At 44.3% G+C, this 16,753-nt stretch carries 14 protein-coding genes and 1 tRNA gene; 6 read left to right on the top strand and 9 right to left on the bottom strand.

The window, feature by feature from the left end; translation table 11 throughout:
- Nucleotides 1-83: 83 nt before the first annotated feature.
- The gene (locus tag R7Q47_RS14095) at nt 84-905 is read right to left on the bottom strand and encodes a DUF2989 domain-containing protein (protein ID WP_005384926.1); all 822 of its coding nucleotides are present in this window, start codon (nt 903-905) and stop codon (nt 84-86) included.
- Between the two features lie 101 nt (nt 906-1,006).
- Here R7Q47_RS14095 and R7Q47_RS14100 point away from each other — a divergent pair, with 101 nt between their 5' ends.
- Nucleotides 1,007-1,291 carry a YeaC family protein gene (locus tag R7Q47_RS14100; protein ID WP_005384924.1) on the top strand — a complete coding sequence of 95 codons (285 nt, stop codon included), beginning with the start codon at nt 1,007-1,009 and terminating at the stop codon, nt 1,289-1,291.
- A gap of 99 nt (nt 1,292-1,390) precedes the next feature.
- Here the strand turns inward: R7Q47_RS14100 and ansA are convergent, their stop codons facing one another.
- Nucleotides 1,391-2,404, bottom strand: coding sequence for an asparaginase (ansA, locus tag R7Q47_RS14105; RefSeq protein ID WP_005384922.1), 1,014 nt, complete (start codon nt 2,402-2,404; stop codon nt 1,391-1,393).
- A gap of 164 nt (nt 2,405-2,568) precedes the next feature.
- Nucleotides 2,569-4,419 (bottom strand): signal peptide peptidase SppA, encoded by a 1,851-nt coding sequence (gene sppA / locus R7Q47_RS14110; protein WP_005380705.1) that lies wholly within the window; start codon nt 4,417-4,419, stop codon nt 2,569-2,571.
- Between the two features lie 224 nt (nt 4,420-4,643).
- On the opposite strand from sppA, the gene R7Q47_RS14115 reads away from it, so the two are divergent.
- A complete protein-coding gene (locus R7Q47_RS14115) occupies nt 4,644-6,656 on the top strand; it encodes an NADPH-dependent 2,4-dienoyl-CoA reductase (protein WP_213901806.1) in 2,013 nt (670 codons plus the stop codon).
- Nucleotides 6,657-6,715: 59 nt separating this feature from the next.
- Here R7Q47_RS14115 and R7Q47_RS14120 read toward each other — a convergent pair whose 3' ends face one another.
- Nucleotides 6,716-8,032, bottom strand: coding sequence for an MFS transporter (locus R7Q47_RS14120; protein WP_318089174.1), 1,317 nt, complete (start codon nt 8,030-8,032; stop codon nt 6,716-6,718).
- A 173-nt stretch (nt 8,033-8,205) separates the two neighbouring features.
- On the opposite strand from R7Q47_RS14120, the gene R7Q47_RS14125 reads away from it, so the two are divergent.
- The gene (locus R7Q47_RS14125; protein WP_005380711.1) at nt 8,206-8,754 is read left to right on the top strand and encodes an NAD(P)H nitroreductase; all 549 of its coding nucleotides are present in this window, start codon (nt 8,206-8,208) and stop codon (nt 8,752-8,754) included.
- Between the two features lie 103 nt (nt 8,755-8,857).
- Nucleotides 8,858-10,825 (top strand): DNA topoisomerase III, encoded by a 1,968-nt coding sequence (locus tag R7Q47_RS14130; protein WP_017821143.1) that lies wholly within the window; start codon nt 8,858-8,860, stop codon nt 10,823-10,825.
- A 44-nt stretch (nt 10,826-10,869) separates the two neighbouring features.
- On the opposite strand, the gene R7Q47_RS14135 is transcribed toward R7Q47_RS14130, so the two are convergent.
- Both R7Q47_RS14135 and R7Q47_RS14140 read right to left on the bottom strand, forming a co-directional pair.
- Complete coding sequence (locus tag R7Q47_RS14135; protein WP_005380717.1) at nt 10,870-11,076, bottom strand: hypothetical protein; 207 nt, start codon at nt 11,074-11,076, stop codon at nt 10,870-10,872.
- A gap of 183 nt (nt 11,077-11,259) precedes the next feature.
- Nucleotides 11,260-11,949, bottom strand: coding sequence for an SDR family oxidoreductase (locus R7Q47_RS14140; RefSeq protein ID WP_005384911.1), 690 nt, complete (start codon nt 11,947-11,949; stop codon nt 11,260-11,262).
- A gap of 271 nt (nt 11,950-12,220) precedes the next feature.
- Here R7Q47_RS14140 and R7Q47_RS14145 point away from each other — a divergent pair, with 271 nt between their 5' ends.
- Nucleotides 12,221-13,144 carry a histone deacetylase gene (locus tag R7Q47_RS14145; RefSeq protein ID WP_053304185.1) on the top strand — a complete coding sequence of 308 codons (924 nt, stop codon included), beginning with the start codon at nt 12,221-12,223 and terminating at the stop codon, nt 13,142-13,144.
- A 193-nt stretch (nt 13,145-13,337) separates the two neighbouring features.
- On the opposite strand, the gene R7Q47_RS14150 is transcribed toward R7Q47_RS14145, so the two are convergent.
- From R7Q47_RS14150 to R7Q47_RS14160, 3 genes are all read right to left on the bottom strand, one after another.
- Nucleotides 13,338-13,428: transfer RNA gene (locus R7Q47_RS14150), tRNA-Ser, on the bottom strand.
- Nucleotides 13,429-13,582: 154 nt separating this feature from the next.
- The gene (locus R7Q47_RS14155; RefSeq protein ID WP_154205122.1) at nt 13,583-15,391 is read right to left on the bottom strand and encodes a DUF3413 domain-containing protein; all 1,809 of its coding nucleotides are present in this window, start codon (nt 15,389-15,391) and stop codon (nt 13,583-13,585) included.
- 22 nt (nt 15,392-15,413) lie between these two features.
- On the bottom strand, nt 15,414-15,641 hold the full coding sequence (locus R7Q47_RS14160; RefSeq protein WP_005380722.1) for a YejL family protein: 228 nt from the start codon (nt 15,639-15,641) through the stop codon (nt 15,414-15,416).
- Between the two features lie 85 nt (nt 15,642-15,726).
- Between R7Q47_RS14160 and yejK the strand changes: the two genes are divergently transcribed.
- Complete coding sequence (gene yejK, locus R7Q47_RS14165; protein ID WP_154205123.1) at nt 15,727-16,725, top strand: nucleoid-associated protein YejK; 999 nt, start codon at nt 15,727-15,729, stop codon at nt 16,723-16,725.
- Nucleotides 16,726-16,753 lie beyond the last annotated feature (28 nt).

Raw genomic sequence — 16,753 nt, forward strand, 5'->3', positions numbered from 1 at the left:
TTTCAGGATGATTCATGCTCAACAGTGATCTGAGTGTCGCTCGACTTAAATAAAAACTCCCGCTCATTGCGGGAGTTTTTCGTTTATATCTCACTGGGTATCATTGCTGGGGAATAGATACCTTTCTCTATGGCTTTCGCCACCGATTCGGCTAATTCATCCAACTGCTTATATCGCTCTGGATGACTGAAATTGAACATACGTTGGAGCTGCTTTTCATCAGCAAGCGGTACGTCGAATCTCTTCGCGACCATTGCCCATAGATACGCTTGCTCTTTGTCTCCAAGCCCCTGATGAATACTTGCCATTGACTTGAGAATGACCGGATTGATGTTGTCTTCATCAGATAAAGACAACGCGTTATTAAGAAGCTCCAGGGTTTTCTTGGTATCTCGGTTGGTATAAAAAGTGGCTAATGCATATTGCATCTCAGCATTATTTAATTGGGGAGACCCTTCCATTTGTAAAAATGCGCGCCGAGCTTGAGTATCTCCCGTTTGAGACCATAAGAAATACAAAGTAGCCGGGTCTTCTGAGCCTTTTAACTCGTTTACAATGCGCTCTAGCTCATCAATACTGTGTACCAATGCATTAAAGCGTTGTCTTTTGAGAGCACTTTGATCAATAGGGGTGATCTGGGAGGCGAGTTCTAAGCATTTCCTATATTCAGCGACCAGACCGTATTCGATGATTTGGTTTGCTTCCGATGGGTTTTTCAATTGCTCAAACCGATGCCAAACCAAATTTGTTCTTGGAATTCGACATTGGCCGTCATCCATATTGAGCTGCTCGCAACGCAGTTCTGGTGTTTTTTGGCACAACTCTTCGGTTGTCACGTTACCTTCAAAACAGCCCGATAGCACAAAACATGCGAGGCTGAGAAGTAACCAGTTTGTTCTTTTCATGGCTTTGCTTGTGATCCGTTACACCAATTCATTTTCGTATTCTTGACTCAGTTTCTTAACCCGTTATGTTCTGTAAATAGAATGTAATAAGAAGGTACACTATGGACGCAGAACAACTATTACAAGCGATGACTCCAGAAGTTTATGATCGCTTAGTGTATGCAGTAGAAACGGGAAGATGGCCTGAGGGTACAACACTTTCTAAAGAGCAGCGAGATTCGTGTATGCAAGCTGTGATGTTGTATCAATCAAAACATAATACTGATGCGCAGCATATGACGGTTGCAGTCGGTGGTGAAATCAGTTTTAAATCAAAACAAGAGCTTAAAAAACAATTCAGCGGAGAAGAGAGCGATATTGTTCGTGTCAATCCGAACATTGATTAATCCTTTCGCCTTATTTCTCAAAATTTTATTATTTTGATTTTGAAAGAAAAAAGCCCAAATTGTATTGGGCTTTTTAGATCGTAGAAAGCTTGAACTTACTTACAGGCTCATTTCACCACGCAGTACTTGTTGCATTCTCTCTTTTACTTCTTCGTATGAAAGGTTTTGGCTTAGAAGGTAGTGTAGTTTTGCCAGCGCCGCTTCGGGCGTCATGTCAAAGCCACTGATAACACCAGAGTCTGCGAGCGCACAACCTGTGGCATATCCGCCCATATTCACTTTACCTGCCAAACACTGAGTCAGGTTGACAACAATAACGCCGCGCTCAGAGGCTTCTTTCAGGTGACCAAGCAGCTCAGGGTTCTGAGGAGCATTGCCGACACCAAAAGTCAGAAGAATCATCGCATTCACGGGCTGACGAAGCGTGTTGCGGATAACTTCGTGTGAAATACCAGGGTACATGGTGATCACGCCGATTGGTTGTGGCGTGATGTTGTGAACCTTAAACTCACCTTCTGGTTGTGCACCAACGGTTATGCTGTTGCTAACTTGAATATTGATCCCAGCTTCCAATAGTGGAGGAAGGTTTGGTGAAGTAAAGGCATTAAAACCGTCTGCATGAGATTTTGTGCTGCGGTTACCACGCATCAATTGATTATTGAAGAACAAAGTTACTTCGTTGATCGGGTAGTTTGCCGCAATATGTAGCGCGTTTAATAGGTTTGCTTGGCCGTCAGAACGCAGCTCTGCGAGAGGGATTTGTGAACCCGTTACAATCACTGGCTTACCAAGGTTTTCAAGCATGAAAGACAATGCGGACGCTGTGTACGCCATGGTGTCAGTACCATGTAGGATAACGAAACCATCGTATTTGTCATAGTTGTCACGAATATCATTCGCAATCTGCTGCCAGTCAGCAGGTGTCATATCTGATGAGTCAATCAGAGGGTCGTATTCGTGGATGGTGTAATCCGGCATTTCAGGACGATGGAATTCTGGCATGCTTGCTAATTGCTTTTCCATAAAGCCAGCAACAGGCACATAGCCGTGGTCGGATTTTTGCATTCCGATGGTACCACCGGTGTAAGCGATGTAGATGTGTTTTCTAGTCATCGTTTTTTCTTTCGTGTAGGGGAACAGAGGCGGGGATTATATACCTAAATAACCTTGAGATGCGAGGCTATACGCACAGCATCAGAAAGTCATCTGAGGAGATGCAAAGCCTAATAAAAAGGGCACTTCAAGTAGAAGTGCCCTTTGTAATATTGATGGAAAAACTACTGCACTTGGCAGTTTAAACAAAATGCGTATTGACCTTTAGGATCGTTGAAGCTTTGGAGCAAGCTTGCGTCTTGTTCGAATTGTTGAGCTACGGGTTGAAGACTTTTTGGTAGCAAGCTTGTTGCATCAATACCTAGAGAGACTTTCACCTGTTTCATAAACTCTTGTAGAAATAGTTCAGTAGGTGAAAGAGGCTCTTCTACCCAGTAAATGCCGTAATCGGTTACGTTCGCTAGTTTCGCCGCTAGCTCTACAGCATCATCAAAGTCACCCATTTGATCGACAAGACCAAAGGATAGTGCATCTTGGCCAGTCCAAACTCGACCTTGAGCAACCTTGTCAACTTCCTCTAGAGACATATCGCGATTCTCGCCAACTAGAGAAATAAAGCGCTTGTAACCGTGTTCGATACCTAATTGGAACACTTGAGACGCGCCTTCAGAAAGGCCAGTGGTAATACCGTCACCTGAGAACGGCGATGTGCCAACGCCATCAGTGTTAATACCTAACTTGCTAAAGCCTTTTTCAAACGTGGTGATGACACTAAATATACCAATGGAGCCCGTCAGGGTTGTTGGCTGAGCAACGATTTTGTCTGCGCTCATTGAAATCCAATAACCACCAGAAGCAGCCAAACTCGACATGGATACAACAACCGGCTTACCTGCTTGCTTCAGAGCTTCTACTTCGTTACGAATCACTTCAGAAGCAAAGGCACTGCCTCCTGGACTATCTACTCGTAATACGACCGCTTTCACTTTTTCATCATTGCGTGCTTGACGCAGCAAGCTTGCGACTGTGTCACCACCAACAGTTCCGCGAGGTTGTTGCCCGTCCATAATCGCGCCACTTGCTAGAACAACGGCGATGTCGTGCTGAGGTAGTGTGTAATCGGGACGAATCGTTGCAAGGTAGTCGTAGTAACCAATCGCGTTGTAGCTGTCTTTGCCGTCGCTACCAAACTGTTTTGCGAATAGAGTGCGAATGTCTTGGCGTGTCGCAAGTTCATCCACTAGCCCCAATTTGACTGCGAGCTGAGCAATATCGCCATTTACAGACTTCATCTCGTTAATCAGTTCATCCATGGTTGGATTAAGCACTTTCGCATCAATGTTTCGGTTTGTTGTTACGTCATCAACAAAAGCACTCCATAATTGAGTAACCCAACGTGTTGCTGACTCTTTCGCCGCATCGGACATGTCATCACGAATAAAAGGTTCGATAGCGGATTTATAAGTACCTACGCGAAAAACATGAGTAGAAACGTCAAGCTTTTCAAGTAACGTTTTGTAGTACATTGAGTAAGCGCTGTAACCTTTAATCAATACACCACCATCAGGTGCCAGATAAACTTTATCGGCGTAACTTGCCAAGTAATATTGGCTTTGGTTGTAGAAATCACCTACGGCGTAAACGGGTTTGCCTGATGCTTTAAATTCGTTCAACGCTTTCGCGATGTAACGTAGTTTCGTGAGATTTGTTTCTGGCATGTCTCGCAGTGCTAGCACTAATCCAGACACTTTAGGATCGTCTTTCGCGTAGCGAATAGTATCAACGATATCGAAAAGGACGTTTTCTTTCGGTAGCTCATTACCCAAAAGGGAACCAGCAAAAGAGTCCATTGGGTTTACATAACGTCTTTGTTCGACAATTGGGCCTGAAAGGTTCATCACCAATGCCGATTCTTTTTCGACGACAGGTTGACCGTCTCCGGTATAAGTAAAGGCAAAGTAGAAAACGGCAATCATCAGCAAGAAAATTAGGTTTGCTAGTGCGAGTCTGATGAAAGTGATACTTTTCCATATCCCTTTAAATATCAAACCAATAAATTTGAAGAGTTTTTTCATCTTGTCTCCATAACGAGATAGTTACGCCGAGTCTAACAAAGTATGGGTTCTTATCTCTAAGATCTCAAAAGATAACATTTTTTTAGCTTATCACGACCACTCAACAATTGGCATATTTTCACACGAGATTGATCGGTGTTACAAAAATGTAAACGCTTGTTTGATTTTTTGGTTGAGCAGGCTTAATCTGGTCAGACCATGATAATAACAATGGATGTTAAGTGATGTCTGCCATGTACCCAAACCTATTAAAGCCACTGGACCTCGGTTTCACACAATTACGAAACCGAGTTCTGATGGGATCAATGCACACTGGCTTAGAAGAGCACAAAGAAGGATTACAGAAGCTCGCTGCTTTTTATGAAGAACGCGCGAAAGGCGGTGTCGGACTGATTGTAACCGGAGGTTTTTCTCCTAACTTACGCGGTCGTTTACACCCGTTGAGTGCTGAATTCAGCAAGCCAAAACATGCTAAAGCCCATAAAGTTGTGACAGAAGCGGTGCACAAGCACGGTGGTAAAATTGCGTTGCAAATTCTCCATGCTGGGCGTTATGCAATGCATCCATTCTCGCAAAGTGCATCTGGCATTAAAGCGCCGATTGCAAAGTTTGCTCCGAGTGAAATGAGCGACCGCCAGATAAAGAAAACCATCGACGCGTTTGCTAATAGTGCGGAGTTAGCACAGCTTGCTGGTTATGATGGCGTCGAGTTAATGGGCTCGGAAGGTTACTTGATAAACCAATTCTTATGTAAACGTACTAATATGCGTTACGACGAATGGGGTGGCAGCTATAAAAAACGTATGCGTTTTCCGCTAGAAATTGTTAAAGCGGTACGCAAGGCGGTGGGTGACAAGTTCATCATCATCTTCCGTCTTTCTATGCTGGATCTTGTCGAGCAGGGCAGCACTTTTGAAGACGTTATCGAATTGGCGAAAGCACTTGAAGAGGCTGGCGTCACGATTATTAATACGGGTATCGGTTGGCATGAGGCTCGAATTCCGACCATTGCGACTCAAGTACCACGTGGTGCGTTTACATGGGTTACGGAAAAAGTTAAACCTCACGTTTCGGTTCCTATTATCACTTGCAACCGTATAAATACGCCAGATGAAGCAGAACGTATTTTATCTTCAGGTCATGCCGACATGGTTTCGATGGCGCGCCCATTCTTGGCCGATCCTTACTTTGTTGCTAAAGCCGAACAGGAAAAAGCGCAGCTTATTAATACGTGTATTGGTTGTAATCAGGCGTGTCTAGATAACGTGTTTAAAGGTAAGCGCGCCAGTTGCTTAGTGAACCCTCTAGCGTGCTATGAAACCGAAATTGTTGTTGAACCAGCCTTTAAAAAGAAAAACATTGCAGTTGTTGGTGCTGGACCTGCGGGCTTGGCTTGTGCGACCACACTGGCTGAACGTGGCCATAAGGTTGATTTGTTCGAAAAGAACGACCGCATCGGTGGTCAGTTCCGTCTTGCGATGCAGATCCCTGGTAAGGAAGAGTTTCGAGAGACGATACGATATTTCGCTAACCGTATTGATGAAACAGGCGTAAATCTGCACTTATCGACGGAAGCGAACTATGACTTACTCACAGAGTACGATGAGATAGTGATGGCATCGGGTGTTGAGCCACGTAAAGTCAATATTGATGGAATTGATAACCCAGAGAAAGTCGTCGACTATCAAACTCTCATTCGAGACAAAACGCCAGTCGGTGAGAAAGTGGCTATCGTTGGTGCTGGTGGCATTGGCGTAGATGTCGCGACCATGCTCACAGAGCCAGTTGGACAAACGTTGGATGACTGGTTGCATGAATGGGGAATCGACAAGGAGATGTCTCAGCCGGGTGGTTTATACCCTTACCCTGATGCGGTTAGCGATAAAGAAGTCTGGGTACTTCAGCGTCGTAAAGGTCGTGTAGGTAAAGGTCCGGGTAAAACGACAGGTTGGATCCATAAACGTACCCTTGAAAAACGGGGCGTACATTTAGTCGGTGGTGTGTCTTACGATAAAATTGATGATCAAGGTTTGCACATTCATGTAGACGGAAGCGCGCAGGTACTTAATGCAGACAAAGTTATCATTTGTGCTGGGCAAGAGTCTGTACGTCCGTTTGAAGATAAATGGTCTGAACTTGGAGAGAAGGTTCATATCATTGGCGGAGCTGACCATGCGGGTGAACTTGATGCTGTGCGTGCGATTCGTCAAGGTGTTAAATTGGCGGTAAAACTCTAGCCTTTTAATGTGTGTTTACCATAAAAGCTGCGCTTTGAGCGCAGCTTTTTTGTATAGAACTAGTCACTGATATCTGGCAGTTGTTTGGCCATTACCACGCCAGCAAAAGTAATAAAAGAGAACACTAACACCACAGCTGAAAGGCTCAAGAAGTTCGACATAACACCAAGAGAGCTCATTAGAAGCAGCATTATCCCAACCACTGTGTTACTCACGGCTACATAGCTCGTCCGTTTGTCACCTTCTGCGATATCAACTAAATAGGTTTTTCGTCCGACTCGTATTCCGTCGTGGGCAATACAAACACAAAAGTAAAGCAGAGGAATCACGAATAGGAAGCTTTGGCTAGCGGTGACCCATGTATCGTAAACAAATAACACAACACCAAGTAGCGCGCTCATCATTGCGCCTATGACCATCACACTGCGGCTAGAGCGATCGGACATTCTTCCCCAGAAAGGACTTGACACAAAGGAGGCTAAGCCACTCGCAAACATAAAGAGAGCTAGCACCCAGAGCTGTCCACCCAGAGATTGCTGTGCCAGCACAACGTAGTACGGTGCACTCAGCGCAGAACATAAAAATAGTGTCCGCGTGATAACGAATCGACGAAAGGTCACGTCTGTCTTAAGTAACGCGAGTTGTTTAAATGCTTCGAGGACGCCATTTCGACCACCGTCTACCTCACCGGCATACTCATTAATTCGCGCATAGACTAATGCCGCGATGAGCCATATGACGCCCGCTAAGCCTAAACTCAGACCGTAAAAGCGCTCTGTCGGCTCTACGTCCCATAACCAGGCTAGTGCCAGAAGGCTAGCGAAAAGCAGCGTAACCAGGCCAGCAGCGCTTGAAGACCAGCCGTTGACTTGACCTCGTTGGTTTTTAGGGATGGTTTTGCCCAATACATCTTTTGATGCGACGGAATTTAAACCGCGTGAGAGGCTGAAGATCACAAGACATGCAATCACACCATAACCCGCAGCTGCTCCTGTTAGAGTTAATGCGACCAATCCGATTGCAAATATGGAAAGAGCCTGCAAGATGCTGCCAATTACCCAGACCCATTTTCTTACTGGAATGCGTCGGATGTAGTGCGCGATGCTAAGTTGTGGGATAAGGGAGCCTGACTCACGAATAGGAACCAGCCAACCAATTAAGTAAACCGGAGCCCCGAGACTTTGTAGTATCCACGGCAACGTGACTTTAGGATTGATTAACGCATCGCCGACTTTCGTTAAAAACTGAGCGAGAATGATTTTAAGAAAGTTGCCGGGAACTTGATGACAAGCTGATTCAGGAATCGCCTTACAGGCACGGGCATCTTCGTCATTAACGATCTTTTCGTAAATGCTGTTTTGTTTGTCCTTGTTCATCAACCTGCCTATGTTTAACTTATTCATTTCGCGAATAAATTAACATTAAACCCAGATTGATGTTAAGTGAAGCACGTTATCAAGCCCACAGAGAACCGGTTGTTATTCGCAGGAGCAGATTGTGCTAAAGTGGCGTAAACAAAATAACAACGATCTTCAATAAGGATTCTTTCATGGACGCTCTCGATCTTTTGCTCAATCGCCGATCTATCGCGAAGTTATCCGCGCCTGCACCAGAAGGTAAAGCACTTGAGAACATCATTCGTGCTGGCCTTCGTGCGCCTGACCATGCGGGATTAACCCCTTGGCGTTTCGTTATCGCACAGGGCGATGGTTTGAAAAAACTGTCAGATATATTGGTAAAAGCGGCAGAAGCTGAAAATAGTGATGAAGCGGTGGTCGAAAAGGTAAAGAATGCCCCATTTCGCGCACCAATGGTGATCACGGTGATTGCTAAAGTAACAGAACATGAGAAAGTACCAGCACTAGAGCAACACTTATCTGCGGGATGCGCTGTACAAGCGATGCAAATGGCAGCCGTAGCGCAAGGCTTTCAAGGGTTTTGGCGCTCAGGTAAGTGGATGTTCCATCCAGAAGTTCATCAAGCATTTGGTTTAGAGGGTGACGATGAGATTGTTGGTTTCTTGTACTTAGGCACGCCTGGTTGTACACCGATGAAAGTTCCTGAGCGTGACCTTTCTCAGTTTGTTGAATTCCTATAACTAAAAACTTAAATAAACTGACTGTTTATTTATACAGTGTTTCTTGATTTATTAGGGCTACATTCGATAATGTGGCCCTAATTATATTTATTTCCAAAACGTTATGTCTCGTCTGTTTATTGCTGAAAAACCAAGTTTAGGCCGTGCGATTGCCGCTGCACTGCCAAACCCTCAAAAGAAAGATCAAGGATTCATCCGCTGTGGGAACGGGGATATCGTTACTTGGTGTATCGGCCACTTACTCGAACAAGTCGAACCCGACGCTTACGATGAGCGTTATAAAAAGTGGAATATGGCAGATTTACCAATTGTTCCGCAGCAATGGCAGCTCAGACCGAGGAAAAGTGCAAGTAAGCAATTAACAGTGATTCGTAAATTGCTCAAAGAAGCTAACGAAGTCATTCATGCAGGAGACCCAGATCGAGAGGGTCAGCTGTTAGTTGATGAAGTTCTGGACTATTGCAAGTTATCTAAAACCAAGAAGGAATCTACACAGCGTTTGTTGATTTCCGACTTGAACTTACCTGCGGTTAAACGTGCTCTCAGTTCTATGCGCAGTAATCGCGAGTTTATCCCACTTTCAGTTTCAGCATTGGCCCGCTCTCGGGCTGATTGGCTGTATGGTATGAACATGTCTCGTGCTTATACCTTGCTTGGTCAAAAAGCAGGGTATCAAGGTGTTCTCTCGGTAGGGCGAGTGCAAACGCCAGTTCTTGGCTTAGTGGTGCGTCGTGATGAAGAAATCGAAAACTTTGTCCCGAAGGACTATTTTACCCTACATGCTCTGATCCCATATCAAGATGCCAATGGTACTTTTGATATTCGTGCTCGTTGGAAGCCAAGTGAGGCATGCAAGCCTTGGCAGGACGAAGAAGGTCGAGTATTAAACCGTAAGTTGGTGGAAAATGTTGCAAACCGTATCGCAAATCAACCCGCAAAAGTAACAGAGTCGGAACAAAAGCAAACCAAGCAATCAGCACCATTACCTTATTCGTTATCTGCCTTACAGATCGATGCCGCGAAGCGCTATGGTATGAGTGCGCAACAAGTACTAGATACTTGTCAGGCATTGTATGAAAAGCACAAGCTGATCACTTACCCGCGTTCAGATTGTCGCTATTTACCAATGGAACACTACTCACAAGCAGGGACGGTGACAACTGCTATTGCGAATAACGCAAAAGAGTTGCAAGTTGCCGTTCAGGGAGCAGACTTAACATTAAAGTCCAAAGCCTGGAACGATAAAAAAGTGGATGCGCACCATGCGATTATCCCTACACCGAAGCAAGCTAATGTGAATGCGCTTTCCGGCAATGAGATGAAAGTGTATCAATTGATTGCGCGCCAGTACCTCATGCAGTTCTATCCGGCGGCGGTTTACGCAGAAGCGAAATTGGTTTTCGATATCGCTGGTGGTACGTTTGTCGCGAAAGGTCGTCAGTTAGTTTCGCCGGGTTGGAAAGCGCTAATGGGCAAAACTGACAAGGAAGATGAAGGTATTGATGCCGTGCCACCGCTACCCGAAGGCACCGTGTTAACTTGTCGTGAAGGGGAAATAAAAGACCGAAAAACCGAGCCACCAAAGCATTTTACCGAGGCATCGCTGTTGCAAGCGATGACCGGGATCGCCCGTTATGTTGCGGATAAAGAACTGAAAAAAATCCTTCGTGACACTGATGGGCTAGGCACGGAAGCGACTCGCGCTGGTATTTTGGACACGCTGTTCAAACGCCAACTGCTTACGCGTCAAGGTAAGTCAATTCTCAGTTCTCCTGCGGGAAGAGGTCTCATTCATGCCTTGCCAGAAGATTCAACATACCCTGATATGACGGCTCATTGGGAGCACCAGTTACAAGGTATGGCAGAGAGAAATCAAGCATATCAGCCGTTCATGCAAGCACTGGAACAACGCATTGATAGCTTGATGGCACAAGTAAAAGCAGGGCCTATCCCTGATTCATTACGTCATCTACCCAAGGTGGAACGTCCTGCGTTTAAACGTAAAAAGCGCAGTTATTCAAAGAACGGTGGCGCGACTAAATCTCGTGCAACCAAAGGTAAGCAGGCATAGGACAAGCGCGGCGTAATTAAACTCCGCGCATGCTTGAAAATAGATTACTCGAACAGATCACCGTGGTTTTGGATCGCGCCTCTTACTTCACCTTGAGTTAACACGCGTTTGTCCAGTACCTCTTTCACCTGGTTGCCCAAGTCAACTAATGTATCTCGATTCGCTTGAGTTTGGCGTTTACCAGCACTTCTCAAGCAGTAATTTAGTTCGTGCTCTTCGCTAAAATTAACCAAATCCCTATCTGCTGCCATCGTGCTTTCTCCTTATTTGTTCTACTTTTTCCTAAGTCTGGATTGGATGTAGATAAATTCAAGTTAGATTGCGCGAATTATGCTGGTGGATCACTGATGAACATTATGTTTGCCAACCAAGTCACGATTATGAAGCATGGCTTTGATGGTATTTGGTTTAGTGATGGTTGTGTCTTAATGCTGCTACCAAGGTAACTCAGTACCATCGTAGTTAATAAATCGACCTGAAAGCTGCGGTGTGCTCAGTTCTATCACGTTCGCTAGGCCTTGCGCGGAGGTTTGCGTATCTATCAAAGCATTTGGCCCGCCCATCGCCGTTTTTACCCAACCAGGGTGAAGCGCTAAAACGGTAAATCCTTCAGGTGTTAAATCATTACTTAAGCTTTTCACAACCGAGTTAAGCGCCGCTTTCGATGAGCGATAAATATAGCCGCCGCCGGACGTATTTTCGGTCATACTGCCGACTTTTGATGAGATACAAGCAATCTTTTTCATCTTGCCTTGTTGTAAGCGAGGGTAACAGTACTCAACCAGTTTTAACGGAGCAATGGTGTTTACTTCGAAGACTTTACGCCATGCTTCTACGTCAGTATTTCCAAAGCCATATCCCTTGGGACCGTAATATCCTGCATTATTGATGAGTAAGTCGATGGCAGGGAGTTTATCGGCAAGCTTAGCGACTTGTTCGTAGTGCGTGACATCCAGTTCGTGCAAAACCAGATTGCTGAATTGTGAGGCTAGAGTTTGTAGTTCTGAACTGTTCTCTAAGGAACGGCTAGTAGCATGTACTTGGTGGCCTTGCTTCAGGTACAGCTCAGTTAAGCTAAGGCCAATGCCGCGATTTGCTCCGGTAATAAAGACGGTTTGACTCATACAAACACCTATGTTTTTTTGATTTCAGTTGAAAGTCATTGTGTTAGCTAAGCACAATAAAATCAACCAACCACCACGCACTAACAACAAGAGATGAAAATAGGGACAGAGCACAAAGAGAGCCAAACAGTGCGCCGAGAATAGCAAAGAAAGTAGAATTCATATGTATATTAAATTTAATTAATATTGAAAATCATTATCAATTAAATTGCGTTTTATTCAACCCTTGAAGTTGATACTATTTCGTTACCATTGTTATTAAGAATTTCTCATGCTGCCATTTATCTACCACCCGATTTATTCTCAACTTGAGTTGCCAGAGGGGCATCGTTACCCAATTATGAAATACCAGTACCTCTATGAATCGGTATTGGTGCATATAGAGAAAGATAACTGGAAAGAGCACGCGCAGTTTTTCCAGCCCGAAGCATTAACTGTTGGGGAAGTAAAACGTGTTCATGACGAGGAATACGTCGAGTTACTTGTTAGTGGAAACATGCCAGCTGCGAAGATGCGCCGAATAGGTTTTCCTTGGAGTGAGTCTCTCATTACCAGAACGCTAACTTCAGCAGCGGGCACGGCTCTGACCGCAAAAAAGGCACTTGAGTACGGTGTGGCCATTCATTTGAGTGGTGGGTATCACCACGCACACAAAGAGTTTGGCAGTGGTTTTTGTTTATTTAATGACTTAGTGATCGCGGCCAGGCAAGCGCTCGAAGTCGAGCATGTCGATAAAGTATTGATCATTGATAGTGATGTTCACCATGGGGATGGAACAGCAACTTTATGTGACGATGAGCCAGATATCATCACGCTTTCTTTCCACTGTGATAAAAACTTCCCAGCGAGGAAGCCTCAGTCTGACCTCGATGTGCCTTTGGTGCGAGGGACAGGTGATGAGGATTTTTTAATGGCGTTTAAAGAAGTGGTCGATATGGCACTTAATCTTCATCGCCCTGATTTAGTTATCTACGATGCTGGTGTCGATATACATCAAGACGATGAGCTTGGATATTTTGATGTGTCGACTCAAGGGATTTTAGAACGTGATAGATTTTTAATGCAAACAGTGAAATCTCGAGGTATCCCTGTCGCAGCTGTCGTTGGAGGTGGATATCGAACGAATCATGCTGACCTCGTCCCAATCCATTTGCAGCTTATCAATGCCGCTAAAGAAGTCTTTATTGATGAGTAGATACAACTAGATGTAAATATCAAATTGATTCAACACTGGAACGAACGAAAAGGGCATTAATTTTTTGTGGGTTCTTTCGGAGTGTGGCGGAGTGCTTAGTTGCGTTCAAGAAGTGATAAGTGATTTGTACAAATCTTTTAAGTCTGGAGATTCGAAAAAGCCCGCTAATTTCTTAGCGGGCTTTTTCTAAAAGTGGCGGAGAGATAGGCATTTGAACCCTAGATACGCTATTAACGTATGCCGGTTTTCAAGACCGGTGCTTTCAACCACTCAGCCATCTCTCCGTTGTTGAGGCGCATAATATAAGGCTTTGAAAATGTTGTAAACCCCTAGTTGAACTGATTGGATGTTTACTGCGCAAATTTGTGGTTTGTGTTGTTTAAATAAACAAAAACTCCCCAAAAAGGGGAGTTTGAATAGTATATGGATTGCTAGGTATTAATCGTTTTTAGAATAAAAACGCTGTAACTCAGTTAAACCTTGCATCAAAACTGGCAACTTAGGTGCATCATCTCGAAGTCGTTTGTAGTTTTTGTCATACAGCTTGTAGTTGCCAAACTTATCGATCACTGTGGTTTGCGAGCTAGTAATTAAGGCAAGCTCGCGAGTATCGCCCGCCAAGATCCAGCGACGACGACTTTCATCGAATAGGTTGCGACCACTACTGTAATCATATGGGTTGGAAGATACGCCGAGCATATCTTGCAACAGTGTAACCGAGAGGTCCAAGTGACTTGTGCTGTGATTAAATTCGCCAGCCAGCATTCCAGGCCAATGGATCACCATCGGAACTTGTAATTGATAACGGCTGTAGTTGCTGTTTGCTCCCCAGCTGTTCGTATTGGTTTCGTTAAATTCACTACCGTGATTAGAAGTGATGATTACGATGGTGTTTGTCAGTTGTCCCGTCGTTTCTAGTTCATCAATAATACCGGCGATAGTTCTATCCGCCGACTTCACTGCATATTCATAAGCTTTTTTGAATCGCTCACTTGCGGGCATTTCTTCGTCATTATTTGAAGGAATCGATTCAAAATTATCAACGGTGGTGACTTCGATGTAACTAAACCATGGCTGACTTGCTTTCTCTGCTAACCATGTATTCCAGTTTGCGATAGATTGTTTATCGGTATGAGCTTGCGTGCCATCTAGGTCTTCCGCTAAGTTCAAGTCGCGGAAAATAATTTCTGAGTAGAGATCATCTTCAAACCCACTGCCACTGAATAAACCAAAGTTGTAGCCCTGCTCTTTCAGTACATCGAGCAATACTGGGGACGCACCTTGCGCCTTGATGCTTGATGCATAACTAGTCGGTAAGCCATAGAACAAACCAAAGGCCCCGTATGTATCATTACTTGAGCTGTAATGATTACGGAAGTTCTGATTGTTTTCAGCAAACTCATAGAGGTTAGGCATCTCTTCTTGGTTAAGCGCATCCGCTCGTAAATTGTTTATGCTGATCATCAACACATTGAGCTTATTAACTCGGCGGTTAAACTCAAGCTTTTCAAGAGGATAGTTGACTAACTCTACGTTGCCTTCGTTTTCTGCTAAACGTTTTAGGTATTCCTCACGGTCAAGTAGACCATGTTTTTCCATAAAACTCTTCGCCGTCATCGGGTAAGACAACGGGAAGTTTGAACGCTGGCTAGTAATTGGGTTATAAAAATACGCATCTGCCCAAATGTAAACCAAATGGCTGGTCATAAAGCTGAGGAAAAAGACGGCCGCGAGAGGGCGTCCTACGTGCTTATGAGATAGTTTGCGCTGTTTTCGCCATACCCATTCGGATAGTGCGAGTTGAATAAGGAAGATCAGCGGCATCACAACAAATAAATGTTGTAGGTCAGTGCTGAGTGCACTTTTGTCTTCGCTGAATAGTAACTCCCAGACAACGGGAGTTAAGTGCAAATTGATCGACTGATACGCTTGGGTATCAATTAATAATATGGTTTGCCCAACGGTTGCGAAAATCACTGCCACCAAACGGAACAATTTCCGCGATGGCAGGATAAACGTCAACGGGAATAGAACAAGCAAGTAAAGTGCGAAAACTAGAAAGCCAAAGTGACCAACCCAAGAAACCGCCAGATAAAACTGACCAAGTAACGTCTCGGGCCAAGGAGACTGAACAATGTAGCGTGTGCCTATCAACATCGATGCAACGATATTGAAGAATGCAAACCAGTGACCCCAACCAACTAGTCGAGATACACGTTCGCCGTATGAGTTTCCGCTGTCTACCATGTATGTGTTCTATTGTCCGTGATTAGTGTGTTTTTGGTGTTTCTAAAGAAGACATCAGCGCCTGAGCAAATTTTTCAGCAATCGCTTTGCGTTGTGAAGCAGCAACACGTTGATTTAAGACATTGGTTGCGATATTTCCGGCAATCATTAGCGTCAACTCAGGAGAAGCAGCGTGTTTTTCAAGAACTGTTGCTACTTCAGCAAGAATTTTTTCTACTTGCTCGTCAGTATATTTAGATGTAATCGGCATAAAGACTCTAATAATGATAGTAAAAGCGGCTTATGATAACCTACAATGCCCATCAACTAAAACCTTGTAGCAAGATAAAATCACTATGAGTCTTCATCTTTCAAACGTTATTCTGCATCAACTGTGCAAAAACGATCAGGACGAGCTGGTTGTAAACTTTCGTCCAGCATCATTAGAGAACGATGCATCTACAGAAAACTTAGTCGCTGAGCTTCACCGAGTATTCCATTCTAAAGCTGGTAAAGGTTTTGGCGCTTTCCAGTCAGACAGCGAATTTCAATTTTGGCTTCAAGAAATGCGCAAAGGAGAGCGAGATTTTTACGACTTCTCACAAATTAGTGCAAATCGCTTGAAAGAAGAGTTGATTAAGTACCCATTTTCGGATGAAGGTATCTTGGTTTTCGCTGAGTATCAGAGTTTAGCAACGGACTACTTGTTCATCGGTATCCTACCAATGAATCAAAGTTTAAAAGTGACCGAAGGTTTGGACATCAGTGCGACAGATTACTTAGATATCACCAAAATGGATATTGCCGCACGCATCGACCTGTCGAGCTACGAGACCGACAAGGAATCCAATCGTTATCTACAATACATTAAAGGACGCGTTGGCCGTAAAGTGGCGGACTTCTTCCTAGATTTTCTGCAAGCGGATATTGGCTTAGATACTAAACAACAAAACTTAGTGTTGATGCAGGCGGTGGATGATTTTTGTGCTGACTCGAAGCTAGAAAAGCAAGAAGTGAACGAGTACAAGAAACAAGTTTACGACTACTGCAATGAGCAAATTAAATCCGGTGATGAAGTTCAAATCTCAGAACTTTCCGGAGAGCTTCCTCAAAGCCAAGATGGCACGAGCTTTATGGATTTCACCAAAGAGCAAGGGTACGAACTTGAAGAGTCTTTCCCAGGTGATCGTGCGACGGTTCGCAAACTGACTAAATTTGTTGGAGCTGGTGGTGGTTTGAATATTAGCTTCGATAGTCTCTTACTTGGTGAGCGTATTTTTTATGATCCAGAGACGGATACCTTAACGATTAAAGGGACGCCTCCAAATCTAAAAGATCAGTTAAGTCGCAATTAAAATCATATCGTTAAATAAAGAGAGCAAA

Source organism: Vibrio sp. Vb0349 (assembly GCF_033338975.1).

Bases quoted from the DNA above. Each gene is read 5' to 3' on its own strand.
- R7Q47_RS14095 (WP_005384926.1), bottom strand. From the start codon at position 905: ATGAAAAGAACAAACTGGTTACTTCTCAGCCTCGCATGTTTTGTGCTA.
- R7Q47_RS14100 (WP_005384924.1), top strand. From the start codon at position 1,007: ATGGACGCAGAACAACTATTACAAGCGATGACTCCAGAAGTTTATGAT.
- ansA (WP_005384922.1), bottom strand. From the start codon at position 2,404: ATGACTAGAAAACACATCTACATCGCTTACACCGGTGGTACCATCGGA.
- sppA (WP_005380705.1), bottom strand. From the start codon at position 4,419: ATGAAAAAACTCTTCAAATTTATTGGTTTGATATTTAAAGGGATATGG.
- R7Q47_RS14115 (WP_213901806.1), top strand. From the start codon at position 4,644: ATGTCTGCCATGTACCCAAACCTATTAAAGCCACTGGACCTCGGTTTC.
- R7Q47_RS14120 (WP_318089174.1), bottom strand. From the start codon at position 8,032: ATGAACAAGGACAAACAAAACAGCATTTACGAAAAGATCGTTAATGAC.
- R7Q47_RS14125 (WP_005380711.1), top strand. From the start codon at position 8,206: ATGGACGCTCTCGATCTTTTGCTCAATCGCCGATCTATCGCGAAGTTA.
- R7Q47_RS14130 (WP_017821143.1), top strand. From the start codon at position 8,858: ATGTCTCGTCTGTTTATTGCTGAAAAACCAAGTTTAGGCCGTGCGATT.
- R7Q47_RS14135 (WP_005380717.1), bottom strand. From the start codon at position 11,076: ATGGCAGCAGATAGGGATTTGGTTAATTTTAGCGAAGAGCACGAACTA.
- R7Q47_RS14140 (WP_005384911.1), bottom strand. From the start codon at position 11,949: ATGAGTCAAACCGTCTTTATTACCGGAGCAAATCGCGGCATTGGCCTT.
- R7Q47_RS14145 (WP_053304185.1), top strand. From the start codon at position 12,221: ATGCTGCCATTTATCTACCACCCGATTTATTCTCAACTTGAGTTGCCA.
- R7Q47_RS14155 (WP_154205122.1), bottom strand. From the start codon at position 15,391: ATGGTAGACAGCGGAAACTCATACGGCGAACGTGTATCTCGACTAGTT.
- R7Q47_RS14160 (WP_005380722.1), bottom strand. From the start codon at position 15,641: ATGCCGATTACATCTAAATATACTGACGAGCAAGTAGAAAAAATTCTT.
- yejK (WP_154205123.1), top strand. From the start codon at position 15,727: ATGAGTCTTCATCTTTCAAACGTTATTCTGCATCAACTGTGCAAAAAC.